This window comes from Sphingosinicella sp. (genome assembly GCF_013911755.1).
Lineage (GTDB): Bacteria > Pseudomonadota > Alphaproteobacteria > Sphingomonadales > Sphingomonadaceae > Sphingosinicella.
The window spans coordinates 1-23,906 of the sequence record NZ_JACESP010000035.1; the positions used below are offsets into that span (position 1 = coordinate 1).

The 23,906-nt window shown below is 65.1% G+C and carries 17 protein-coding genes and 1 pseudogene; 12 read left to right on the forward strand and 6 right to left on the reverse strand.

All coding sequences use genetic code 11. The features are described from left to right. Positions 1-159: 159 nt before the first annotated feature. A complete protein-coding gene (gene ftsH, locus H2052_RS17125; RefSeq protein ID WP_293784553.1) occupies positions 160-2,103 on the forward strand; it encodes an ATP-dependent zinc metalloprotease FtsH in 1,944 nt (647 codons plus the stop codon). 56 nt (positions 2,104-2,159) lie between these two features. Here ftsH and H2052_RS17130 read toward each other — a convergent pair whose 3' ends face one another. Beyond that, entirely contained in the window at positions 2,160-3,911 is a 1,752-nt protein-coding gene (locus tag H2052_RS17130; protein ID WP_293784555.1) for a DUF885 family protein, read from the reverse strand. 279 nt (positions 3,912-4,190) lie between these two features. Here H2052_RS17130 and H2052_RS17135 point away from each other — a divergent pair, with 279 nt between their 5' ends. Next, a complete protein-coding gene (locus H2052_RS17135; protein WP_293784558.1) occupies positions 4,191-5,648 on the forward strand; it encodes a coniferyl aldehyde dehydrogenase in 1,458 nt (485 codons plus the stop codon). Continuing rightward, entirely contained in the window at positions 5,645-6,532 is an 888-nt protein-coding gene (locus tag H2052_RS17140) for a pirin family protein (protein WP_293784560.1), read from the forward strand. The genes H2052_RS17135 and H2052_RS17140 overlap by 4 nt, the downstream gene beginning before the upstream one ends. A 103-nt stretch (positions 6,533-6,635) precedes the next feature. Here the strand turns inward: H2052_RS17140 and H2052_RS17145 are convergent, their stop codons facing one another. Further along, positions 6,636-7,169, reverse strand: a complete 534-nt coding sequence (locus tag H2052_RS17145; protein WP_293784562.1) for a hypothetical protein — start codon at positions 7,167-7,169, stop codon at positions 6,636-6,638. A 261-nt stretch (positions 7,170-7,430) separates the two neighbouring features. Here H2052_RS17145 and H2052_RS17150 point away from each other — a divergent pair, with 261 nt between their 5' ends. Continuing rightward, positions 7,431-8,171 (forward strand): hypothetical protein, encoded by a 741-nt coding sequence (locus H2052_RS17150; protein ID WP_293784565.1) that lies wholly within the window; start codon positions 7,431-7,433, stop codon positions 8,169-8,171. Between the two features lie 60 nt (positions 8,172-8,231). On the opposite strand, the gene H2052_RS17155 is transcribed toward H2052_RS17150, so the two are convergent. After that, complete coding sequence (locus H2052_RS17155) at positions 8,232-8,945, reverse strand: PEP-CTERM sorting domain-containing protein (protein WP_293784568.1); 714 nt, start codon at positions 8,943-8,945, stop codon at positions 8,232-8,234. A 331-nt stretch (positions 8,946-9,276) separates the two neighbouring features. On the opposite strand from H2052_RS17155, the gene H2052_RS17160 reads away from it, so the two are divergent. The 8 genes from H2052_RS17160 (at position 9,277) to H2052_RS17195 (ending at position 21,788) form a co-directional block, all read left to right on the forward strand. Beyond that, positions 9,277-10,341 carry a PepSY-associated TM helix domain-containing protein gene (locus H2052_RS17160; protein ID WP_293784571.1) on the forward strand — a complete coding sequence of 355 codons (1,065 nt, stop codon included), beginning with the start codon at positions 9,277-9,279 and terminating at the stop codon, positions 10,339-10,341. Next, positions 10,338-10,934 carry an FMN-binding negative transcriptional regulator gene (locus tag H2052_RS17165; protein WP_293784574.1) on the forward strand — a complete coding sequence of 199 codons (597 nt, stop codon included), beginning with the start codon at positions 10,338-10,340 and terminating at the stop codon, positions 10,932-10,934. The genes H2052_RS17160 and H2052_RS17165 overlap by 4 nt, the downstream gene beginning before the upstream one ends. Positions 10,935-11,007: 73 nt before the next feature. Next, positions 11,008-12,531, forward strand: a complete 1,524-nt coding sequence (locus H2052_RS17170) for an amino acid permease (RefSeq protein WP_293784577.1) — start codon at positions 11,008-11,010, stop codon at positions 12,529-12,531. A 5-nt stretch (positions 12,532-12,536) separates the two neighbouring features. After that, positions 12,537-13,520 carry an alpha/beta hydrolase fold domain-containing protein gene (locus tag H2052_RS17175; protein WP_293784579.1) on the forward strand — a complete coding sequence of 328 codons (984 nt, stop codon included), beginning with the start codon at positions 12,537-12,539 and terminating at the stop codon, positions 13,518-13,520. Positions 13,521-13,640: 120 nt separating this feature from the next. Beyond that, positions 13,641-15,830, forward strand: a complete 2,190-nt coding sequence (locus H2052_RS17180) for a TonB-dependent siderophore receptor (RefSeq protein WP_293784582.1) — start codon at positions 13,641-13,643, stop codon at positions 15,828-15,830. 44 nt (positions 15,831-15,874) lie between these two features. Beyond that, entirely contained in the window at positions 15,875-17,296 is a 1,422-nt protein-coding gene (locus H2052_RS17185; protein ID WP_293784585.1) for an amidohydrolase family protein, read from the forward strand. Beyond that, positions 17,293-18,558: an amidohydrolase family protein gene (locus tag H2052_RS17190; protein ID WP_293784588.1), complete on the forward strand. Its 1,266-nt coding sequence runs from the start codon at positions 17,293-17,295 to the stop codon at positions 18,556-18,558. The genes H2052_RS17185 and H2052_RS17190 overlap by 4 nt, the downstream gene beginning before the upstream one ends. Further along, positions 18,555-21,788, forward strand: coding sequence for an LpqB family beta-propeller domain-containing protein (locus H2052_RS17195; RefSeq protein ID WP_293784591.1), 3,234 nt, complete (start codon positions 18,555-18,557; stop codon positions 21,786-21,788). The genes H2052_RS17190 and H2052_RS17195 overlap by 4 nt, the downstream gene beginning before the upstream one ends. 6 nt (positions 21,789-21,794) lie before the next feature. Here the strand turns inward: H2052_RS17195 and H2052_RS17200 are convergent, their stop codons facing one another. The 3 genes and pseudogenes from H2052_RS17200 to H2052_RS17210 all read right to left on the reverse strand — a co-directional run. Continuing rightward, positions 21,795-22,553: a helix-turn-helix transcriptional regulator gene (locus H2052_RS17200; protein WP_293784594.1), complete on the reverse strand. Its 759-nt coding sequence runs from the start codon at positions 22,551-22,553 to the stop codon at positions 21,795-21,797. 60 nt (positions 22,554-22,613) lie between these two features. Beyond that, entirely contained in the window at positions 22,614-23,624 is a 1,011-nt protein-coding gene (locus H2052_RS17205; RefSeq protein ID WP_293784597.1) for a histone deacetylase family protein, read from the reverse strand. 63 nt (positions 23,625-23,687) lie between these two features. After that, positions 23,688-23,906 (reverse strand): annotated as a pseudogene (locus H2052_RS17210) (hypothetical protein); the annotation flags it as partial.

Here is a 23,906-nt window from a genome sequence, read left to right on the forward strand (position 1 = left end):
CACTCTGGGGGGCGTTCTGGCGGAGGGCGGGCCGCTCTGGCGCTTCCGGGCCGAACCACCGCGAAAAATGCGCGCATCCACCGAATAGGCCGCAATAGCAGTTGTCGTTAACGCCTGCGCGCCTATCTTAGAGTGAACACTTTCAGGAACACGGACCCGATGGACGAGAACAAGAAGCGACCGACCGGACCCTGGGGCAAGAGCCTCGCCATGTGGGCGGTCATCCTGCTCGCCGTCGTCGTGCTCGTTTCGGTCTACAATGCGCCGCAGTCCCAAGGCGCGGTGCAGCAGCTCGCCTATTCGGAATTCATCACCAAGGTGAACGAAGGCGCCGTCCGCGAGGTCGATATCCGCGGGCAGGACATCGCGGGTCGCCTGACCAGCGGTGAGACGTTCAGCACCTATTCGCCGGGCGACCCCGGCCTCGTCGAGCGGCTCGAAGCCTCGGGCGTGAAGTTCAAGGCGCAGCCGGAGGAAAGCCGCTCGTTGCTCGCCGCGATCCTCATCAACATCCTGCCGTTCCTGCTCATCCTCGGCATCTGGATATTCGTGATGCAGCGGATGCAGAACGGCGCGGGCAAGGGCGCGATGGGCTTCGGCAAGAGCCGCGCCAAGCTGCTAACCGAAAAGCAGGGCCGCGTGACCTTCGACGATGTCGCGGGTATCGACGAAGCGCGCGAGGAACTTGAGGAAATCGTCGACTTCCTGAAGGACCCGGGCCGCTTCTCGCGTCTCGGCGGGAAGATTCCGAAGGGCGCGCTGCTCGTCGGTTCGCCCGGCACCGGCAAGACGCTGCTCGCACGCGCCATCGCGGGCGAGGCGAACGTGCCGTTCTTCACCATTTCGGGCTCCGACTTCGTCGAGATGTTTGTCGGCGTTGGCGCCAGCCGTGTGCGCGACATGTTCGAGCAGGCGAAGAAGTCCGCGCCGTGCATCATCTTCATCGACGAGATCGACGCCGTCGGCCGCCATCGCGGCGCGGGCCTCGGCGGCGGCAACGACGAGCGCGAGCAGACGCTGAACCAGCTTCTCGTCGAGATGGACGGCTTTGACGCGAACGAAGGCATCATCATCATCGCCGCGACGAACCGCCCCGACGTGCTCGACCCCGCGCTGCTGCGCCCGGGCCGCTTCGACCGCCAGGTCGTCGTGCCGCGCCCGGATATCGAAGGCCGCGAGAAGATCCTGCGCGTCCACATGCGCAAGGTGCCGCTCGCGCCGGACGTCGAACCCCGTACCATCGCGCGCGGCACGCCCGGCTTCTCGGGCGCCGATCTTGCGAACCTCGTCAACGAGGCGGCGCTGACGGCTGCGCGCAAATCCAAGCGCCTCGTCGGCATGGCCGAGTTCGAGGAAGCCAAGGACAAGGTCATGATGGGCAGCGAGCGCCGCTCGATGATCATGACCGAAGACGAGAAGAAGATGACCGCCTATCACGAGGCCGGCCACGCCATCGTCGCGATGCACGAGGAAGCGTCCGATCCTATCCACAAGGCGACGATCATCCCGCGCGGCCGCGCGCTCGGCATGGTCATGCGCCTGCCGGAGCGGGACCAGTATTCCTACCACCGCGACAAGATGCACGCGAACCTGGCGGTCTCCATGGGCGGCCGCGTGGCGGAAGAGATCATCTTCGGCTACGACAAGGTCTCTTCGGGCGCCTCGTCGGACATCCAGTACGCGACCGATCTCGCGCGCAGCATGGTCACGCAGTGGGGTCTTTCGGACAAGCTCGGCCCGATGAAACTCGCCGAGAACCAGGAAGAGGTGTTCCTCGGCCACAGCGTGACGAAGACGCAGAACGTCTCCGAGCAGACCGCCCAGCTCATCGACCACGAGATCAAGGCGATCGTGATGCGCGGCTACGAGCGCGCCAAGACGCTGCTCACCGAGCACAGCGAGGAACTGCACACGCTCGCGCAGGCGCTGCTTGAGTACGAGACGCTCTCGGGCGACGAGATCAAGGCGCTGCTCGCCGGTGAAGGCGTGGACCGCGACCGCGGCGCCCGTAACCGGCCGACCGCCGCTTCCACGGGCGTCAGCGCGATCCCGAAGACCGGCAAGCGCGGCTTCGGCGGGGAGCCGAGCCCGCAGGGAATCTGACAGGCGGCATCTACGAGAAACGGACGGGGCGCTTCGGCGCCCCGTTTTCGTTCAAGCTACTTCGCCCAAGCCTTCCGTGTTGCGGCCTGCCACGCCTCGATCCGGCCGCGCAGGGCCTTCAGCGGCAGTGCTCCGCCCGAGAGAACCTGCTGGTGGAAGGCCGGCAGGTTGAAGCACGTGCCGAGCGAAGCTTCCGATTCCGCGCGCAGTGCCGCGATTTCGAGCCCGCCGCTGTCGTATGAGGTGAGCTGGCCGGGAATGACGGCGATCCGGTCGAGCATGTCCGCAGCCGCCGCCTCGTCGAACCGGCCGCTTTCGATGAGATAGGCCATGGCCTTCTCCCGGCTCCAGCCGAATGCATGGATGCCCGGATCGACGACCATGCCGCGCGCCATCCACGCGCGCCGCGTGATGCCCGCGTAGGGCGTTTCATAAACGCCCAGTTCTTCCGCCAGTCGTTCCGAATAGCGCGCCCAGCCTTCGACGTAGGCGCCGACGAGGGGGATGCGGAGCAGCGGCACCTTCGCCGCCAGCTCCTGCGTCATGGCGATCTGCAGGTGATGGCCGGGGATCGTCTCGTGCACGACCGTGACTTCCGCGCCGCCCTTCGTCTCGGTCTTCCAATGATCGAGCGGCAGCATGTAACGCCCGGGCTTCGACGGATCGGGCTCGGGAAGGTAGTGCGCGGGAACACCGCTTCCCGCCTCCGTCGCCGGCAGCACCTCGATCGCTGCGGGCTGCTTGGGGAGCTGCTGGAAAGCGGCGGCGCTCAGTTTCGTGGTGCGCGCGAGGCTCCGCTTTGAAAAGTCGACCAGGTCTTCGGCCGTCGCGAACGTGTTGTCCGGCGCATCCTTCACCGCGGCGAGGGTGGAAGCGAGATCGGAGGTTCCGAAGCGTTTTCCGCCGATCGCGACGATATCCTTCACGTTCTGCGCGACCGCGGCTTCGCCGACCGCCATGACCTCAGCAGGCGTGTGGTCCAGCGTCGTCGAGGCCCGGAGCAGCGCCTGGTAGCAAGCGGCACCGTTTGGCAACTCCGAAAGTGCGATGCCTTCGCGCGCCTTCGGCAGATACTCCCCGGCGAGGAAATCGCGGTAGCGTTTCACGGCACCGTGCACACCCTCCGCCACGATCGTTCTGAAGCGCGCCTTGAAGGCGGCATCGCTGTCGGCGCGGGCCGGGGCGTAGAAAGGAGACTGCTCGGCGGGCAGCGCAAGCAGCCGGTCGAGCTGGCCGATAACGCGGGTGACGACGGAACGCGGAACGGCATAACCTTCCTTCAGCCCCTCACGCAGGTTGGCGATATCCCGATCGACATAAGCGGGCAGGCTTTCCCAGCGCCGGATCGCATCTTCGCGCGCATCCGGCGTGCCAGTGGCCTGCGCCTGCGCGAGGCGAGAAAAGGTCACCTGCCAGCCGGTCATGTGGCTGATGCTCCATAGCGGCTGCCGGCAGACCCGCTGCCCACGCGCGGCTTCGAGCCCATCGGCCATCAGCGCGTAAGAGGCGCGGCCTGCCTCGTCGAGCTTCGCTTCGTCGACGCCCTTCAGATCCTGCCACAGCCGATCCTCCTCGGCCGCGAGGGCATTCAGGCTTTCAGCATCGATCGGCGGCAATGCCGATTGGCGCGCGCCTTCGATCCCGGAGAGCGGTACAAGCTCGGGGTAGGTGCGGAGCAGGAGTGCGATGTAGCGGCCGGAGAGCGAGTCGATCGGGGACTGCGCAGCCGCTGCCTGCGGCAGGGCCGTGGACGCGAGTGCGAGCGCCGCGATCGTCAACCCCGCCAAACCATATCGCCGTAGACGCATCACTACCCTCCCGCCTTTTCCTTCGTCCCACGCTCTCTATGGTGCGGCGAGAGCGGGCGATGCAATCCCGGTGAAGACAAAATTTTCAAAAACAGAGAACTGAGGGGTCGGGGAGATAGCGCTTATCCTGAAGCGCGCCCGGCGGGGATCGTTCCAAGCAGCCGCGCCGCCATCGTTACGGACGCTCTGCGTAACCCTGACGATTCCGCGCGGATGGTCATGCCGCGCGGGCAGGGTTAAAGTCTCGCTCAAATCCACGCGTTTTGAGGGAGACGCTCCATGGCGACTGCAGCCATTCTGCCGGGCGAGGCAAAATCGATTGAAGCGATGACGGCGCTGCTGGCGCGGCAGCGCGCGGCATTCATGGCGGAGTTGCCGGTGGGCGCGGCGGTTCGCAAGGATCGCTTGCGCCGCGCGGTCGACCTCGTGCTGACGCACCGGGACCGCTTCGTGAAGGCGCTCTCGGAGGATTTCGGCCACCGGAGCGCCGAGCAGACGCTGGTGACGGACATCATGTCTTCGGTGAAGCCGCTGAAACACGCGATCAAGCACCTCGACGCGTGGATGCGCCCGGAGCGGCGGAAGCTCGATTTCCCGCTCGGGCTGCTCGGCGCGAAGGCGGAGGTCGTGTATCAGCCCAAGGGCGTCGTCGGCATCATCAGCCCGTGGAATTTCCCGGTGAACCTCACCTTCGGGCCGCTCGCGGGCGTGTTCGCTGCGGGAAACCGCGCGATGGTGAAGCCGTCCGAGTTCACGCCGGTCACTTCGGCGCTGATGGCGGAGCTTGCGGGCCGCGCGTTCGACGAGAGCGAACTTGGCTTCGTCATCGGCGGGCCGGAGGTCGGCAAGGCGTTCGCGGGGCTGGCGTTCGATCACCTGATCTTCACGGGCGCCACGGCGGTCGCCAAGCACATCCTCCACGCCGCAGCGGACAATCTGGTGCCGGTGACGCTGGAACTCGGCGGCAAGTCGCCCGTCATCGTTTCGCGCAGCGCCGACATCGCGCAGACGACGGAACGTGTCGCGCTTGGCAAGATGATGAACGCGGGGCAGATCTGCCTTGCGCCGGATTATCTGCTCGTGCCCAGCGAGAAGGAGGGCGAAATCGTCGAGGGGCTGAAGACGGCGGCGGCGAAAATGTATCCCTCGCTCCTTGCCAACGAGGACTACACGTCGGTGGTGAATGCGCGTCACCGCGAGCGGCTGCAAGGCCTGCTTGATGATGCGACCGCGAAGGGCGCCGAGATCGTCACGGTGAATCCGGCGAACGAGGATTTCGCGAACACCAACTCGAACAAGATGCCGCTCAGCATCGTGCGCAACGTGTCGGACGACATGCGCGTGATGCAGGAGGAGATTTTCGGGCCTGTGCTGCCGGTGAAGACCTACCGCGAAACGGACGAGGCGGTGGCGTTCGTGAACGGCCGCGACCGGCCGCTCGGGCTTTATTATTTCGGGACGGACGGCGCGGAGGAGCGGCGCGTGCTCGATCGCACCATCTCGGGCGGTGTTACGGTGAACGACGTGATCTTCCACGTTTCGGCGGAGGATCTGCCATTCGGCGGCATCGGCCCGTCGGGCATGGGGAGCTATCACGGGGTGGACGGCTTCCGCACGTTCAGCCACGCGAAGAGCATCTACCGCCAGCCGAAGCTTGACCTCGCGGGCCTCGCGGGTTTGAAACCCCCGTACGGGAAGAAAACCCGCGCCACGCTCGCAAGGGAATTGAAGCCATGATCCTCCGCCGCATCGAAGGCCGCCGCCGTGATCTTGGAGGGGGCTTCGTGGTGCGGCGGGTGCTTCCGGCGGCGGGCCAGCGCATGGTCGGGCCGTTCATCTTCTGGGATCATTTCGGGCCGGTGGACTATGCGCCCGGCGAACGCTTCGACGTGCGGCCGCATCCGCACATCAACCTCGCCACGGTGACGTATTTGTTCGAAGGCGAGATCTTCCACCGCGACAGTCTCGGCAGCGCGCAGGCGATCCGGCCCGGCGCGGTGAACTGGATGACGACAGGGCGGGGCATCGTCCATTCCGAACGCACCTCGCCGGAGGTGGAGGCCAGCGGCCAGCGCATGGAAGGCATTCAGGCATGGGTGGCGCTTCCGAAAACGCACGAGGAGGTGGAGCCGAGCTTCGTGCATCACCCGGCGGATACGCTGCCGGTGATCGAGCGGGAGGGCGCGCGGCTCACCATCATCGCGGGCACGGCCTATGGCCGGCAATCGCCGGTCGGCGTCGTCTGGCCGACATTCTACGTGGACGTGGATGCGAAGGCGGGCACGACCATCGATGTCTGCACGGAGCACGAGGAACGCGCCCTCTATGTGGCGAGTGGACGCATCGCGCTCACGGGCGGCGAAGTGGCCGAGGAAGCGACGATGCTCGTGCTCGAACCCGGCGCGACGGTGGAATGGACCGCGGAGACGGACGCGCGCGTGCTGATGCTCGGCGGCAAGGCGATGGACGGGCCGCGCGAGATCTGGTGGAACTTCGTCTCGTCGCGTCCGCAGCGCATCAACCAGGCCATTGATGACTGGGAAGCCGACCGTTTCGGGCATATTCCCGGCGATGACGACGAGCGCATTCCGCTGCCCAGCGATCCTCGTCCGAAGGGGTGAGGGGCGGTGGCCTACGCCTGCTGCGTGTTCTCGCTTCAACTTCTCGTGGCCTGGAACTGATATGCCGAAAACCGCTGTCATGTAGAGTTGATGTTACTTATTCTTAACGATTTGCTACCTCATTAACGGCATCAATGTAGGTCATAGGCACTTCAATTATCGTAGCACTTGAATCCAGTGCCCTAATCTGAAGCGCAATTTTTCCATACTGTGAATGCTTTTTGATCTCGGCAGGAGAGAGTTCGATCCTAAAATTTTCGGTTAAAGTGCACGAAGGCCTCGAGTATCTTGAGGAATAGCACCGACCAACGTCTTTACCGGTTTCGATAAAATTAGCTTTATCGCCACCTTTAAATAGAGCGGAATTGTAGCGTCTCCATTCACCCGAATATATGACAAAACCTGTCAGATGGGGAGCCGGTGTAACGCCGCTTTTCTTAACGTTTCCTACGAGGACGTTTACATCATCAGTTTTGATTAACGGTGCAGTATACTCATACCGATTTGCAAATTCATCCGAGTACACCGTCACTTCGACGCCGTTGCTGGCAGTTATCACGCTCTTCACTGACTGAGCCTGCACTGGGATTGCAACTGCCCACGCCAAAGAAAAATTCATAATCCACATGAACTTCATCACATTCCCCCATTTATTTCCCACAGCCAACATACTCTCCTTCGCAAATAGATTTCAATCGGCTGACGAACTTGAAGATCAGATCGAGCTCGGTAAAATTCGGCACTTTCTACCGCGCTTTCCGCAAGCGTTTTGCGCGTACTCCGCCCGAAGCACGGCTTGTTTTGAACGCGACGCCGCCCTATCGCTGAGCCGCGTCCGGGTTGCAGCCGCCCGGCTTTTGCCGGGATTGCTCGCGTGTTTCAGTCGATCGGCCCTTTTTTGCGTTCCTTGCCTGCGCGGCTTCGCGCGGGGTTCGAGCGGCGCGCAGCGGGCATCCTGTTCGCGCTCTTCATCGAAGGGCTTCTGGCGCTCTTGCTGCTCACGCTGGCGCCCTCGATTTCCGAGAAGGTGGTGCCGATGGCGGTGTTCCGGCTCGACATGATCCGGGATGAAGAACCCGAGGCTGAAGCCGAGGCCCCGGAAACACAGAGCGCCGCAGCGCAGCCGCCGGAGCGGAAATCGCCGCCGACGCCTGTCGAACCGCCGCCGGTGCCGATGGAATTGCCGGTCATCCAGCTTTCGCGCGAGGAGATGGCGGCGACCGACATCGCGAACCTGCCGCCGCCGACCGCGCCCGCACCCCGGCCGATGATGGGGCCGCCCGCGCCGACTTATGCCGGCGACAGTCAGCGCGTGGATGGGACGGGTCCGAACGGCGAGCCGCTCTATGCGGCGTCTTGGTATCGCGAGCCCTATGACGACGAGCTGGCCGGCTATCTTTCGACGGCGCGCGGGCCGGGGTGGGGCCTCATCGCGTGCCGCACGGTGCAGGATTTCCGCGTCGAGAATTGCGTGGCGCTCGGGGAATATCCGCAGGGATCGAACATCGCGCGCTCGGTGCTCGCCGCGGCATGGCAGTTCCGCGTGCGTCCACCGCAGATCGGGGGACGGGCGATGGTGGGCGAATGGGTCCGCATTCGCATCGATTATGGTCTCGAACGGCGCGCAGCGCGGCACTGACCCCGAAAAGAAAACGGCGGCCCTTTCGGACCGCCGTTTCTTTCAGCGTATGAGGCTGGCTTACTTCGCCTTGCGGCGGCGTGCCACGCCGAGGCCGGCGAGGCCGAGGCCGAAGAGGGCCAGCGCGGCCGGTTCCGGCGTGTCGACGGGCGGCGGGATCAGGTCACCGGTGATGAGGACGTTGTCGATCTTGACCCAGTCTTCCCTGTCCTTCACCCAACGCTCTTTTTTGACGTCCTTGCAAACCTTCTTGTAGTGGCCGCGGACCCACTTCCACTCGCACTCTTCGACCCAGTACCATTCCGAGTAGGAATTGTTGGTCGAGACGAGCTTGAACATCAGGTCGAGCCCGGCGACGTCCTTGACGTCGAGCGAGAGCGAGACGTCGGTCCAGTTCCAGGCGCCGTCGAGCGAAACCGAGTAGACGAGATCGCCGAAGTAGACTTCGAGCATGTCGCCGGCTTCGGTTTCCCAGGGCTTGTACTGGAACGAGAGCACGATGTTCTCGTAACCCGTGAGGTCGATGTCGTTCTGCGTCGCCGTGACTATGCCAGCGGGATCTTCCTTCAGGCGCAGCACCTGGTCGCCATAGCCACGGCTGAAGAGGTCAACTTCGCCAGTGTGGTCTTCAACCCAGCCGTTGCCGACAAAGGGGCCGACGCCGCGGTTGAAATTGTCTTGGAAGAGAGTGGCCGCATTCGCCGCGGTGGCGCCGGCCAGCAGGCCGATGGTGAGTGCAGAACCGAACAGGTTCCGGATCATCGTCGAACGCATCAAAGTCTCCATAACGCTAAAGTAACGAAATTGAACTTGTTATACACATGCCTAGCATGAATCGTGCCACGCAAGGTTTTTCAATAAATTTTAACAATATCAACGTTTCGGCGTCGTAACTTTGTAATATATCCCGACACTGTTTCAAATTGATACAGGCCCGGATTTCTCAGCCTGCGAATTGGGTCGGCCGATGGCGCGTTAGAGCAAATTGATGGCCTGTTTCGAGAAGCGGCTGCGCCATGCCGCCTTTATGACAAGGGCATGGACGGAAGAACGTGTGCGCGGGCATACGAAAGCCGGGGCGGATGGCCATGGGGAGACACTGCGGATGGCGCTGAAGGCAAATTTGATCCGCTGGCACCGCTGGGCCGGACTTGCGGCGGCGGCGTTCTGGCTGGTGCAGGCGCTGACCGGCGTGCTGATCGTTTTTCATTGGGAAATCCGGGATGCGTTCATCCCCGGCGCGCATCGGCAGACCGATCTGGCCGCGATCGAACGCACGGTCGCCGACCTGACCCAAGGTTCGGGCGCGCGGCTGGGATCGATCTGGACCGGCGCGGGTGCGCCCGATCGCTATGATGTGAGCATCACGGGCGATACGCCCGAGGCGGACCGCAGCGTCCGCATCGACGGCGCGGGGCGGATTCTCGTCGATGGTGATTACACCGGGCCGGCAGCGTTGCCGAGAACGCTTGTCCTTATCCACCACAATCTGCTTGCGGGTGACCGGGGAAGCTGGATCGTCGGCATCAGCGGCGTGCTGCTCGTCACCAATATTCTTTTCGGGCTCTATATCGCGTGGCCGAAGCGCGGGCAGTGGGGGCGCACTCTCCGCGTGCAGCGCAAGGGTCCGGCCGCAGCGCGCCACTACAGCTGGCACCGCGCACTCGGCTTGATCGTGGGCGTTCCGGCGCTCGCGAGCATCACGGCGGGCGTGCTGCTGACCTTCTCAGGCGGCGTTGAAACGCTTGTGCGGCCGACGCCGATCGCGGCACCGGCGGATGCGCCGGCGGGGATGGCGAGCGTGGGCCTTGCCGCAGCGGCGGGAACCGCGCTTGCGGCCTATCCGGGATCGACGCTCGCGGCGGTCTATCCGCCGGATGGCGAACAACCGGTGTGGCAGATTCGGGTGACGCAGCCGGATGAGGCGCGGCGAGCTTATGGCGCGACGCGCGTGTTCGTGAGCGCGGTCGATGGCCGCATCCTCGCGCGCTTCGACGCGCTGGATGCCGCGCCCGGTCGCGCGTTCGTCGACGGGCTGTTCCCGTTCCACACGGGCGAGATGGGCGGGCTTGCCGGGCGCATCGCGGTTGCCGCGATCGGCGTTTGGCTTGTGACGATGACTATTGTCGGCGTGCTGCTGTGGGCGGCACGGCGGCGGAGGGCGCGATGAGCGTTTTCGTTCCGCGCGCGGCGGGTGATGTCGCGGGGCTGATCGCCGCGCATCCGCTGGCGTGGATCGTCTCGAACGGGCCGGGCGGTTTCGTTTCCACACCGCTGCCGCTGCTTGCCGAACGCGACGGCGAAGGCCGCGTGACTGCGCTGTTCGGACATTTCGCGAAGCGCAATCCGCACGTCGCTGCGCTGATGGCGGACCCGCGCGCGGCAATGCTGTTTCAGGGTGAGCAGGGCTATGTTTCGCCGCGCCTCGTCTCCAAGCCCGCATGGGGGCCGACCTGGAACTATGCCGTCGCGCGCTTCGAGACCGAGGTGACGTTCGTGCCGGAGGAGACGCGCAGCGCGGTTGAGCGGCTGGCCGCGCATCTCGAAGGCACGGGAGCCGGGGCGTGGACAATTGCGGAGATGGGCGCACGCGTGCTGCCGATGCTGGAGCAGATCATAGCCTTCCGCGCCCGCGTGATTTCGGAACAGGTGACCTTCAAGCTCGGACAAGACGAGAGCGCGCAGACCTTTGAGGAAATCGTGACGCGGCATCCAAACGGGGCGCTTGCGGACGCCATGCGCGGAGCGGCCCGGAAGGGATGACGCCCGGCCCGATTGCGTGGGCGGGCCTGCGGCGGCGGCGGTAAACTGCTCCATCCTTGGGGGGACTGAAGCCATGGCGCCCGCGCCGATCCGATATCTGATCCGCAAGCCGCTCGCCGACGTGCGTAGCGACATCGACCGCCACGGTCTTCACCGTGCGCTCGGCCCCGTGCATCTCGTGCTTATCGGCATCGGCTGCATTATCGGCGCGGGCGTTTATGTGATGACCGGCACGGCGGCGGCGAACTATGCCGGGCCGGCGGTGATGCTGTCGTTCGTGTTCGCGGGGCTCGCCTGCGCATTCACCGGGCTTTGCTATGCCGAGCTGTCCTCGACGCTGCCGGTTTCGGGCGCTTCCTACAGCTATGCCTATGCCGCGCTCGGCGAGGCGTTCGCATGGGGGCTCGGCTGGATGCTGATGCTCGAACTCGGGCTTGCCGGGTCCGCGCTCGCGGTGGGCGTTTCGGGTTATCTCGTCAGCCTGCTCGGCGATTTCGGCATACACGTCCCGGCGGTCCTGGCGACGCCCTTCATTCGCCCCGCTGCTGGTGAGGCGGGCACGGCGTTCGTGACGGGCGGGGGCATCAATCTTGTCGCGACGGCGGCGGTGCTGCTGTTCGCCTTCATCCTGGTGCGCGGCGTCTCGCAGTCGGCGACGATCAACGCGATCATGGTGACGGTGAAGGTCGGCGTGCTGATCGCGTTCATCATCTTCGGCCTCCCGCACGTCGACCCGGCGAACTGGAAGCCGTTCATTCCCGAAAACGAAGGCGGCTTTACGTACGGCTGGGCGGGCGTGCTGCGCGGCGCATCAATTCTGTTCTTCGCCTACCTAGGGTTCGAGGCGGTCGCGACCGCCGCGCTCGAGGCGAAGAAGCCGCAGCGCGACATTCCGATCGGCATTCTCGGCGCGCTCGCCATCGCAACGATCGTGTACATGGCGGTCGCGGCGGTGCTGACGGGGCTTGTCTCCTACAAGATGCTGAACGTGCCCGATCCGGTCGCGGTCGCCGTGTCGGCGATCGGGATGCCGGTGCTCAGCATCGTCATCAAGGTGGGTGCGCTCACCGGGCTGTGCTCGGTGCTGATGGTGAACACCTACGCGCATTCACGCGTCTGCTATGCGATGTCGACGGACGGGCTGCTGCCGCCGCTGTTCAGCCGCGTGCACGCGCGCTTCCGCACCCCGCATCAGGGCACATGGTTCGTCGCGCTGGCGGCGGGCATCGCCGCCGCGTTCCTGCCGATCTCGATGCTGGGCGATCTCGTCAGCCTGGGCACGGGCTGCGTCTTCATCACGGTGGCAATCAGTGTCATCTGGCTGCGCAGCACGCAGCCGGAGCTGCCGCGCCCGTTCCGCGTGCCCTTCGGCGGTTTCCGTGTCGGCAAGCTCTGGCTCGGCGTGGTGCCGATGCTCGCGCTCGTCTTCTGCGTGCTGATGATGGCGCCCGTGGTGCTCGACATCATCCGCAAGGCGATGGTCGGCGAGTGGCTGCCCGCCACCATTCTCGGCCTCTACATCGCCTTCGGCGTCTGCTTTTACCTTTTTTACGGCGTCGGCCATTCGCGCCTGCGCCGCACACTCTCGGAAGCCTGACCTCTATGAACCAGACGACAGCCGGGGTCGCCGACGACCTCGACCCCGACATTCGCCGTTTTCAGCGCGAGGTGGCCGCCGCCTACGGCCGCTACCCCGATTTCGAGCGCCTGCCGCTTCCCGAGCGGCGACGTGTCGCCGAGGAGGTGCGTGCGCCCTGGGCCGCAGGCGGCCCAGCGATGTTCGGTACGGAAATGCTGAACGTGGGCCCGCTCGGCGTCAGGGTCCGCATCTATCGGCCGGACAGGCGGGCGGTGCTGCCGGTGCTGATCTACGTGCATGGCGGCGGCTGGACGATGTTCAGCCTCGATACGCACGACCGACTGATGCGCGAATATGCGGCGCGGGCCGGGGTCGCCGTCGTCGGCATCGACTACAGCCTGTCGCCGGAAGCGAAATTTCCGTGTGCGCTGGAGGAAATCGTTTCGGTGGGGCGGTGGCTGCGCGCCGAAGGCGAAGTGCACGGGCTCGATCCGCAGCGGATCGCGATCGGCGGCGATTCGGCGGGGGCCAACCTCTCGGTCGCGGCCAATCTGGCACTGCTTCGGGACGGCGAGGCGCCGCTTTCCGCCATACTCGTGAATTACGGCGCCTTCGACGGCAGGGCGGATTATCCGAGCTACCGGCTTTACGACGGGCCTGCCTATAACCTCACCAGCGCCGAGATGGCGGTGTTCTGGACGAACTACCTGCGCGCTGAGGACGACTTCGCCGATCCGCTCGCCTGCCCGATGCACGGGAGCTTCGCCGGGCTCCCCCCGACGTTCTTTGCGGTTGCGGCCTGCGATATTCTCGCGGACGAAAACCGGGATATGGCGGCGCGGCTGGCAGCGGCGGGCGTGGCGGTCGATTTCCGCGAGTATGCCGGGGCAACCCATAGTTTCCTTGAGGCCGTGTCGATCTCGCCGCTTGCAGACCGGGCGCTCGCGGAAACTTCGGAGTGGCTATCCGGGCAGATTTGCGCCAATAATGATAACGAATCGCAATAATGGCCTGATCTCGATACAGTTAGACCCTGCGCCGAAACGCCGTTCGGGCCCTGCGGGAGTAATCTCTTCGTCATAATCAACATGAGGTTCGAAACTTCATTTCATCAAAGGGGGAATGCAATGACCGTTCATGACCGGACGCTGAAAACGCTGCTGCTTGCCGGGGCGGCACTCACCGGGTTCGCCGCGCTTCCCGCGATGGCGCAGGAGGCCGCGCCGGCGGGCTCCTCCATTGAAACCACGCGCACCACGGTGGGCGGGGAAGAGATGATCGTCGTCACCGCGCGCAACTATGTGCCCGAAGGCAGCGCGACGGCGAGCAAGACCGACATTCCGCTCATCGAGACGCCGCAGTCGATTTCCGTGATCACGCGCGACCAGATCGATCTTCTGAACTTCATCGATGCGCAGCAGGCGGTGCGCTACACCGCGGGCGTGTTCGGCGAGAACTACGGCCCCGATCTGCGCTTCGATTTCTTCACGGTGCGCGGCTTCACGCCGAAGCAGTATATCGACGGGCTGGCAGCGCCAATCTCCACCTCGATCTATTCGGTCGGTGTCGATCTCTACGCCTTTGAATCGCTCGACCTGCTCAAGGGCCCGGCCTCGGTGCTCTACGGCAACGCCCCTCCCGGCGGTATCTACAACCAGGTCAGCCGCCGCGCGCAGAGCGCCCTCGGCGGTGAGATCAGCGCCAAGTATGGCGAGGACGATTACAAGCAGATCGCAGGGACGGTGACGGGGCCGATCGCGGATTCGGTCGATGCGCGGATTACCGCTCTCTATCGCGACCGCGATTCGGAACGTGACTTCGTTTCGGCACGCCGCTTCACCGTGGCGCCGACCTTCACGTGGCGAATTGGCGAGCGCACGACGATCACCGGCCTCGGCTATTATCAGTACGACAAGGTGAAGGGCGACACGAACGGCTTCCTGCCGGTTTACGGCACGCTGCTTGACAACCCGATCGGCAAGGTCAAGCGCAGCACGAACCTTGGCGATCCGGCGAACGTTTACGAACGCAAGCAGTTCGCGCTGGGCTGGGATGCCCAGCATGAATTCTCGGACAGCCTGAAGTTCCGCTCCAATGTGAAGTGGAGCGATTACAAGGAAGATACGCCCACCGGCATCTACGGCGGCGGCGGCCTTATCGAGACAACCAATCCGCTCGACCCGGATTATTACCGCACGGTCCAGCAGTATAATTTCAGCTACAAGGAAAAGGTGACGAGCTTCGCCACCGACAACCGGATCGACGCGAATTTCGGAACCGGCGGTGCGGAGCACAAGCTGCTGGTCGGCGTCGATTACCGCAACGTATACAACAAGGCGGACTTCGGTTTTATCTTCGCCAACACGATCGATCTGTTCGATCCGGTGCACGCACCGCAGGCGACGTATGAGCCTGGCTATCCGTTCGCATTCAACAACCAGCGCCTGAAGCAGACCGGCGTCTACGCGCAGGATCAGATCGGCTTCGGCAACTTCTACCTGACGTTCGGTGGCCGCTACGACTGGGTGAAGATCGCGAGCGCGCTGACGGCGACGACCACAAAGCAGGACAAGTTCACGTGGCGCGTCGGCGCGAACTACGTGAGCGACAGTGGCTTTGCGCCCTACATCAGCTACGCGACTTCGTTCGAGCCCGTGCTCGGCGTGGACAGCGTGACCGGCGATGATTTCAAGCCTTCGACGGGCAAGCAGATCGAAGCGGGCATCAAGTATGATGCGCGCGGTCTGCCGGACGATGTGAAGCTGTTCGTGACCGCCGCCGTTTTCGACATCAAGCAGAAGAACGTCGTCAGCACCTCGCCGTCAGTGACCCCGGTGTTCGGCACGCAGAGCGGCGAGGTCGAGGTGTGGGGCGGTGAGATCGAACTCGTGGCGCGTATCCGCGAGCAGATCTCGATCAACGGCTCCTACAGCTACAACAACAGCGAGGTGAAGGAATCCAACTTCGCAGGCGAGGTCGGCGCGCCGCTGCCAACGACGCCCAAGCACAAGCTGTCGCTGTTCGTCGATTACACGATCCAGCAGGGCTCGCTCGGCGGTCTCGGCTTCGGCTTCGGCGGTCGCTACAACAGCAAGAGCGCGGGCAGCCTGCCGGGCGCGTTCAATCCGGTCGTCTATTATGGTGAAAGCACGACATTGTTCGATGCGATCATCCACTACGACACGCCGGAATGGCGCTTCGCGATCAACGGATCGAACATCTTCGACAAAACCTATGTTGCGCGCTGCTCTGGTCCGGCCGGGTGCAACTTCGGTGCCGGTCGTCAGGTGATCGGAACGGTGACGCGCAAGTTCTGATTTGTTTGCGTAAGCTTAGGGCCGGGCGGCAAATGGGGGATGACATGATGAAGCGCGGACAGCTCCGCCATGTCGTTCTCGCGCTTGCCGCCGCCGCTCTCTTCGCGTCCCCGGTCGCCGCGAAGAAAAAGGAGGAGGAGCGTCAATCCTCCCCTGTGTCTCCGTCCGCGACGGACCCGTGGCCGAGTACGTATCGGCCGCTGCCGCGCGCGGACATGCTGATCATCGGCGCCACGATCCTCGATGGCGCCGGTGGTCGGCACGACACGGCCGACGTGCTGGTACGGGACGGGCGCGTGGTCGCTGTGGGCCGCAATCTCGATGCAGGCGGCGCGGCGGTCGTCGACGGGCGGGGCAAATGGGTGACGCCCGGCATCATCGACGTGCACAGCCACAACGGCACCTTCGTGGTGCCTTTGACGTCGGTCGATGAGCACGGCTCCGACGTTACCGAGATCAGCGATCCCAATGCCGCCGAGACGTGGATCGAGCACGCGGTCAATGCACAGGATGTCGCGTTCGATCGCGCGCTCGCGGGCGGTGTGACGACGCTGCAGATTTTGCCCGGATCGACGACGATCATCGGCGGGCGCTCCGTCGTTCTGAAAAACGTGCCCGCCGTTACCATGCAAGGCATGAAGTTTCCGGGCGCGCCGCAGGGACTGAAAATCGCCTGCGGGGAAAATCCCAAGCTCTATTACGGTGGGCGCGGCAGCGCGCCGAATAGCCGCCAGGGCGAACTTGCGATGTTCCGCGCCGCGTTTTCCGCCGCGCAGGATTATCTCGAACGGTCACGCGGCGAAAAGCCCGGCAAGGGCGGCGGGCACAAGGGAGCGCGCAACCTCGAACTCGAAACGCTTGCCGGTGTGCTCACTGGCGACATAAGCGTGCAGGCGCATTGCTACCGCGCCGACGACATGGCGGTGATGCTGGGCCTCGCCCGCGAATTTGATTTCCGCATCGCGGCCTTCCACCACGCGACCGAAGCCTACAAGATTCCCGCGATGCTGCGCGAGGCGGGGACGTGCGCGGCGGTCTGGTCCGACTGGTGGGGCTTCAAGGTGGAGGCGCAGGACGCGATCCGCGAGAATGCGGCGTTCGTGGAGGCGGCGGGTGCTTGCGCGATGATGCATTCGGATTCGCCGCAGGTGGGGCAGCGCCTCACGATCGAGGCCGCGAAGGCCGCAGGGGCGGGGCGCCGCGCGGGCGTTTCCCTGCCGCCGGAAACGATCATCCGCTGGGTGACGAGCAACCCCGCGAAGGCGATGGGTCTGGGTGACCGCATCGGCACGCTCGCGCCCGGCTACAACGCCGATCTCGTGCTGTGGTCGGGCGATCCGTTCAGCATCTATAGCCACGCCGACCGCGTCTATATCGACGGCGCACTCGTTTACGATCGCGCGAACCCGGCGTACCGGCCACGTCGCGATTTCGAGATCGGCCGCACGGAGGCAGCGCCGCGATGAAACCCGTGCTCGCCGCTCTCGCGATGCTTGCAGCATCGCCCGCACATGCCGAAACCGTCGCGATCGTGAATGCGCGGGCGTGGACGATGACGGCGGAGACGCCGATCGAGAACGCGACGATCGTTGCGCGCGACGGAAAGATCGTCTCGGTCGCGGCTGCGGGCGCGGTTCCCGCCGGTGCGCGCGTGATCGACGCGGCAGGCCATATCGTGACGCCCGGCCTTGTCAACGCCGCGACGCAGCTCGGGCTCGCCGAGGTTTCGGGCGCGCGCGAGACCAACGACCAGTCTGTGGCGAGCGGCGCGCTCGGCGCGGCGTTCGATGTCCAGTACGCGCTCAACACCAATTCGGCGCTCGTCGCGCAGGCGCGGGCGGACGGCGTGACTGAGGCGATGGTGTTTCCCGGCGGCTCCGCCTCGGCGCCGTTTCAGGGGCGCGGCGCGCTCGTGCATCTGCAGCCGGACGGCGACATTCTCGACCGCGCGCAGGCGGCGCTGTTCGTGCGCGTCGGCAGCGGCACGTCGGACAAGACGGGCGGCTCGCGCGCGGCGCAGTGGCAGCTCATTCGCAATGCGCTCGACGAAGCGCGTGCGCCGCAGGGCATCGACCCGCGCGAGCGGCTGCTCGGCCGCCTCGACCGCGCGAGCCTTGCGCCCGTGCTCGACCGGCGCATTCCGCTGGTGATCGCTGCCGAGCGTGAGTCGGATATCCGGCAGGCAATTGCGCTCGCCGATGATTACGGCATTCGCATCGTCATCCTCGGCGGCGCGGAAGCGTGGCGCGTGAAGACGGACCTCGCCGCGAAGCGGATTCCGGTTATTCTCGATCCGATGCTCAACCTGCCGCTCAGCTACGACCAGATCGGTGCGCGCCTCGACAATGCGGCGCTGCTCTCGGATGCGGGCGTGCGGATTGCGTTCACGGTTCCGGGCTTCGGCATCCATCTCAGCTACAATGCGGGATCGGCGCTGCGCGAGGGAGCGGGGATCGCTGTCGCGCACGGGCTGCCTTATGCGACCGCGCTGCGCGCGATCACACGCAGCGGCGCGGAAATCTGGGGCGCCGATGATCGGCAGGGTAGCATCGCGCCCGGCAAGGCGGCCGATCTCGTCATCTGGGACGGCGATCCGCTGGAGGCGTCGGCTGGCCCCGCGACGGTGCTGATCGGCGGACGCGAGGCGCCGGATACCTCGCGGCAGGCGGCGCTGCGGGATCGCTACCGGCCGGGCGCGGAAACGCCGCTGCCGCCGGCCTACCGATGAAGCGCTGCCTCATCCTTGCCGTGCTGATCGCGTGGCCCGCCGCAGCGCACGAGCCGGGTGAACTCGGGCTGCCGATGCTGGCGCCCGCGGCGCAGGCCGGAACGCCCGTCGACGCCGCGCCGCGCACGCAGCCGCCGGGTCAGGCGCTGCCGATGAAGCCCACACGGCACATCGCCTTCGAAACGCACGAGGCGAGCTGGGCGTCGCTTTCGCTGTCGCCGGATGGCAAGACGATTGCCTTCGACATTCTGGGCGATCTTTATGTGATGCCGGTGTCGGGCGGGCGCGCGAAACCGATCGCGCGCGGCATGGCGTTTGAAACGCAGCCGGTGTTTTCGCCCGACGGAAAGTGGCTCGCGTTCGTCAGTGATCGGTCGGGGCCGGAAAACCTGTGGGTGATGCGTCCAGACGGATCGGGCGCGCGGCAGATCAGTTTCCGCGATGGCGACGAGCCGCTCACGTCTCCGGCGTGGAGCGCGGACGGCAGCGCGATTTATGCGACGCGGTTTCGCCCGGACCGCGGCGCCTATGAATTGTGGAAGCACGCATTCTCCGGCGGGACGGAAACTCTGATACGATCGAGCCGGGACGAGGCGACCGGCAGCCTCCAGCATTCGATTGACGTGAATGTTTCGCCCGACGGCCGCTCTCTCTATTTCGCGGCGCTTTCCGGCAGCATTGGTTTCGATAGCGTTCCCGAATGGACGATCCGGCGCCGCGATCTCGCGACGGGTGCGGAAAGCGTGATCCTGCCCGAACCTGCGAACCGGCGCGGCGGGCTTGCGGGCGCGTTCTTCCGGCCCGTGGTCTCGCCGGACGGCAAGATGCTTGCCTATGCCACGCGCCACGACGGCGGCACCGCGCTTCATGTGCGCGATCTTGAAACGGGTGCTGACCGGCGGCTCGCGTTTCCCGTGCAGCGCGATGTGACCGAGGCTTCGGCATGGCAGGATCTGTTCCCCGGCTATGCCTTCACGCCCGACGGCAAGGCGCTGATCGTCAGCGGCAATGGGCGGATCGAACGCATCGACATTGCATCGGGCACGCGAACGAACATCCCCTTCAGCGCAAAGGTCGACGTGGAACTGGGCACCTTGCAGGCGCCCGATATCCGCCAGGAGACAGGCCCGGTTCGCGCGCGGCTGATCCAGACGCCCATGCTGTCGCCCGACGGGCGCACGCTTGCGTTTTCCGCGTTGGGCCGGATTTATCTGATGCCAGCGGATGGCAGCGCGAAACCCCGCCGCCTGACCTCCGGCGGCGATCCCGAATTCCACCCTGCGTGGTCGCCCGATGGCCAGAGCCTCGCCTATGTCACATGGACCGCGAAGGGGGCGGGACATGTCTGGGGGGCGCCTCTTGACGGCGCGCCGCGTCGCCTGAGCGCGGCTGCCGATTATTACACGAACCCCGTGTTCACGCCGGACGGTTCCGCCGTGCTTGCGCTGCGCTCGGCGCAGGCGGCGCGTCTGCTCACCTACATGGAATTCGGCAATCAGCGGCAGGCGACGCTCGTGTCGCTTCCCGTGGCGGGCGGCGGGGCGCGCGAGATTCTCACCGACACGATGGGCGGCAAGCTGCACTTCGCGGCCAATCCCGGTGAAGTGTATCTGCAATTCGCGGATGGGCTGAATGCGGTCGATCTGTCGAGCGGGAAGCGTCGGCGTGTGGCCTCCATCGTTGGGCCGGGCTATTATTTCATCGAAGGGCCGGTGCCGGTCGATGACGTGCGCATCAGCCCGGATGGAACGCACGCCATTGCGATCATTGCGCAGCAATTGCACCTCGTCGATCTGCGGGGGAATCCCGACGGCAAGGTTGACCTTCTGACGCCAGATCCCTCGCACCGCCAGCTTTCCGATGTTGGCGCGGATTTTCTGGAATGGGCGGATGGCGGACGCACGATCACGTGGGCGGTCGGCTCGACATTCTACCGTATGCCGCTTGCGGGCGCGAAACCCACGATGATGGAAATCGTCGTCGAAGTGCCGCGCGACACGCCTTCGGGGCGTCTTCTGCTGAGCGGCGCGCGCGCGATCACGATGCACGGTGACACGGTGATCGAAGACGCCGATATCCTGATCGACGGCGACCGGATCGCCGCCGTGGGCCCGCGCGGATCGATTTCCGTTCCTGCGGACACCGTGGTTCGCGACATGCGCGGCAAGACGATCGTGCCGGGGTTCATCGATACGCACGACCATGTCGCGGACGTGCGCCGCGACGTGCTCGACATGCAGCCGTGGGGGCCTGCGGAGCGACTCGCCTATGGCATCACGACGGCGTTCGATCCTTCCACGCTGACCATCGACGGGCTGGCCTACGAGGATCTGATCGACGCTGGCCTCGCGGTCGGATCGCGTATGCCGTCTACAGGTACGGCGCTGTTCTCGTTCAACCGCTTCGGGTCGCTCGATGAGGCGCGTGCGGTGCTGCGCCGCTACCGGGATCATTACCGCACGTTCAACATCAAGCAATATCGGGCGGGCAATCGTCGCGTGCGGCAGTGGATCGCGATTGCGGCGCAGGAGCTCGGTATGCTCGCGACAACCGAAGGCGCGCTTTCGCTGAAGCTCGAACTCAGCCAGATTATCGACGGTTACGGCGGCAGCGAGCACGCTTTTCCGGTAACGCCGCTTGGACAAGACATGGTCGAATTCGTCGCGCGCAGCGGCAGCGCGTATACGACGACGCTGATGATCTCGCACGGCGGCCCGCCGGGGCAGGATTATTTCATCGCGCGCGACAATCAGCACGACGATCCGAAATACCGCCGTTTCACGCCGCACTTCGCTGCCGATACGAAGATGCGTTCGCAGCGCTGGCATATTTATTCAGACTACAGCTTTCCCGCCGTTGCCGCAGGCGCGGCGGCGATCCAGCGCGCGGGCGGCACGGTCGGCATCGGCGCGCACGGCGAACTGCCGGGCATCGGTTTTCATTGGGAGATGGAAGCCCACACGATGGGAGGCATGACTCCCACCGAAGTGCTGCACGCCGCCACGATCGGAGGCGCGCGAACGATCGGGCGCGGCGCTGAATTCGGCAGCATCGACGCGGGCAAATATGCCGATCTCGTCATCCTCGATGCCGATCCGCGCACGGATATCCGGAACGCGCGGCGCATCGCGCAGGTGATGAAGAACGGCCGCCTCTACGACGGCGCCACGCTGGACGAAAACTGGCCGCGCGCACGGCCGCACGAGGCGCCGTGGTTCGCTGAGCGCTGAGCGTGCTCAGCCGCCGACGTACTGGCTCGGCGGCACGCCGAACGAGCGGTGAAACATCGCGGTGAACGCGCTCGGGCTTTCGTAACCCACGTCGTAGGCGACGTTGGTGACGGAGACGCCCGACGCGAGGAGCGACAGCGCTTCCATCAGCCGCACCTGCTGACGCCACGTGGCGAGACCCATGCCGGTCTGCTGTTTGAACAGGCGCGTGAACGTGCGGCGGCCCATGTTCGCAAGGTTTGCCCAGTCGTCGATATCGCGCGGGTCTGCAGGGTCATCGAGAATGGCCTGGCATACTTTGAGCAGGCGGCTGTCCGCGGGCATACGCGCCATCACCGGGATGTTCGGCATGTGCTGGATTTCTTCGAGCAGCAGCCGCACGATCCGCCCCTCGCGGCCTTCTTCGTCATAGGCGGGCTGGAAACCGAAGACCTCCTGAATAAGCGCGCGCACCAGCGGCGAAACTTCGAAGACGCGGCAGGCGTGCGGCAGGTATTCGATGTCGGGATCGATGAATACGGTGTGGATGTTCACAGGGCCGCGGCAGATCGCCTTGTGCCGCACACCCGCAGGAAGCCAGATCGCGCGCTGGGGCGGCAGCACGAAACTCGTATGATCCGTGACGAACAGCATCACGCCGGAGTTGGCATAGGAAAGCTGCGCGCGATCGTGCGAATGGAACGGATCGACGAAACCCGCCGGATAATCATCCTCGAAGCCCATCACGGGCCTGAGTTCGAGGGGATAATCCGTGCTCCGCTTCATTGGCCTGTTTCCGATAATCAGGCTCATAGTATTGCGTTTTGGCCGCGTCCGCAAGATTGCCTAGTCGGGGAAACCGGAGAGGAAGCGGGCGACGTTGCCGCCGAGATCGCCGACGGCGTAGCCGCCTTCCATGATGATCGCAGTGGGTAGATCCAACGCCGCAATGCGCGCGCCGATCGTGGCGAAATCCTCGGTTTCGATCGCGAAGTGCGAGATCGGGTCGCCCGAAAACGTGTCGGCGCCGAACGAGACGACAAGGAAGCGTGCGCCCCACGACGTGATCCGCGCGATGGCGGTGTCGAGCGCGGCAAGATAGGCGTCGATCCGCGTACCGCGCGGCATCGGAATGTTCAGCGTCGTACCCTCGCCCTCGCCGATGCCGGTCTCGTCGGCATGGCCCCAATAGAACGGATAGTCGGTCGCCGGGTCGGCGTGGATCGAGGCGAAGAAGACGTCGCCGCGCGCCTCGAAGATGTCCTGCGTGCCGTTGCCGTGGTGGTAATCAACGTCGAGGATGGCGACCGGTCCCGCACCGGCGGCATGTGCGTGCTGCGCGGCGATCGCGGCGTTGTTCAGATAGCAATAGCCGCCGAGATAATCGGCCCCGGCGTGATGTCCGGGCGGGCGGCAAAGCGCGAAGGCCGTGCGCGCGCCTGCGAGAACGGCATCGAGCGCGGTAAGCGCGGTCTGCGCCGATCCGTAGGCGCCGTCCCACGTGCCTTCCATGATCGGCGTCGATGCGTCGAAGCTGTATTGGCCGAGCCGCGCATCGATGCGTTCCAGCGACAGCTTGCGGCGTCGCACGACCGGCCACGTGTAGCCGATCGCATCCCCTTCGCGCCCGGCGGCAAGCCATGCCGCATGTGCGCCCTGCAGGAAGGCAAGATAATCCGCGTCGTGAACCGCCTCGATCGGCGCCATGCCGAAATCTCGCGCGGGTTTCGGCGTACCGATCGCGTCCCGGATATTGCGCGCGCGATCAGCGCATTCGGCATAGGGCGTCCATGCGCCGTTGTGCAGTTCGCGAAGCGGCGTGTGGCGGAGCTGGCGCTCGTCGAAAAAAGAAATCATGCCCGGAGATAGCATTCAATACCGCGGGTCGGAAAGCCCCGTGACAACGTCGCGGGGTGCGCATCATGCGTCGCTTCCGCGGGCGCGCGTCGGCCGCACGAAGCCGACGAAATCCTCGTAGAGCGCACTGATCCGCTCCAGCCGCTCCTCGACGTCGCGGCCGCCGCCGTGGCCGACGACGTCGTTCACGAGCAGGTTGACGAGGCCCGTCATCGGCACCGAGCTTTGCCAGAACAGCGCGCCGTCGCTGTCTGCCGCCAGCACGTTTGAGGTGAGGCGCGG

Coding starts and splice junctions, on each gene's coding strand:
- ftsH (WP_293784553.1), top strand. CDS start 160: ATGGACGAGAACAAGAAGCGACCGACCGGACCCTGGGGCAAGAGCCTC.
- H2052_RS17130 (WP_293784555.1), bottom strand. CDS start 3,911: ATGCGTCTACGGCGATATGGTTTGGCGGGGTTGACGATCGCGGCGCTC.
- H2052_RS17135 (WP_293784558.1), top strand. CDS start 4,191: ATGGCGACTGCAGCCATTCTGCCGGGCGAGGCAAAATCGATTGAAGCG.
- H2052_RS17140 (WP_293784560.1), top strand. CDS start 5,645: ATGATCCTCCGCCGCATCGAAGGCCGCCGCCGTGATCTTGGAGGGGGC.
- H2052_RS17145 (WP_293784562.1), bottom strand. CDS start 7,169: ATGAAGTTCATGTGGATTATGAATTTTTCTTTGGCGTGGGCAGTTGCA.
- H2052_RS17155 (WP_293784568.1), bottom strand. CDS start 8,945: ATGCGTTCGACGATGATCCGGAACCTGTTCGGTTCTGCACTCACCATC.
- H2052_RS17160 (WP_293784571.1), top strand. CDS start 9,277: ATGGCGCTGAAGGCAAATTTGATCCGCTGGCACCGCTGGGCCGGACTT.
- H2052_RS17165 (WP_293784574.1), top strand. CDS start 10,338: ATGAGCGTTTTCGTTCCGCGCGCGGCGGGTGATGTCGCGGGGCTGATC.
- H2052_RS17170 (WP_293784577.1), top strand. CDS start 11,008: ATGGCGCCCGCGCCGATCCGATATCTGATCCGCAAGCCGCTCGCCGAC.
- H2052_RS17175 (WP_293784579.1), top strand. CDS start 12,537: ATGAACCAGACGACAGCCGGGGTCGCCGACGACCTCGACCCCGACATT.
- H2052_RS17180 (WP_293784582.1), top strand. CDS start 13,641: ATGACCGTTCATGACCGGACGCTGAAAACGCTGCTGCTTGCCGGGGCG.
- H2052_RS17185 (WP_293784585.1), top strand. CDS start 15,875: ATGATGAAGCGCGGACAGCTCCGCCATGTCGTTCTCGCGCTTGCCGCC.
- H2052_RS17190 (WP_293784588.1), top strand. CDS start 17,293: ATGAAACCCGTGCTCGCCGCTCTCGCGATGCTTGCAGCATCGCCCGCA.
- H2052_RS17195 (WP_293784591.1), top strand. CDS start 18,555: ATGAAGCGCTGCCTCATCCTTGCCGTGCTGATCGCGTGGCCCGCCGCA.
- H2052_RS17200 (WP_293784594.1), bottom strand. CDS start 22,553: ATGAAGCGGAGCACGGATTATCCCCTCGAACTCAGGCCCGTGATGGGC.
- H2052_RS17205 (WP_293784597.1), bottom strand. CDS start 23,624: ATGATTTCTTTTTTCGACGAGCGCCAGCTCCGCCACACGCCGCTTCGC.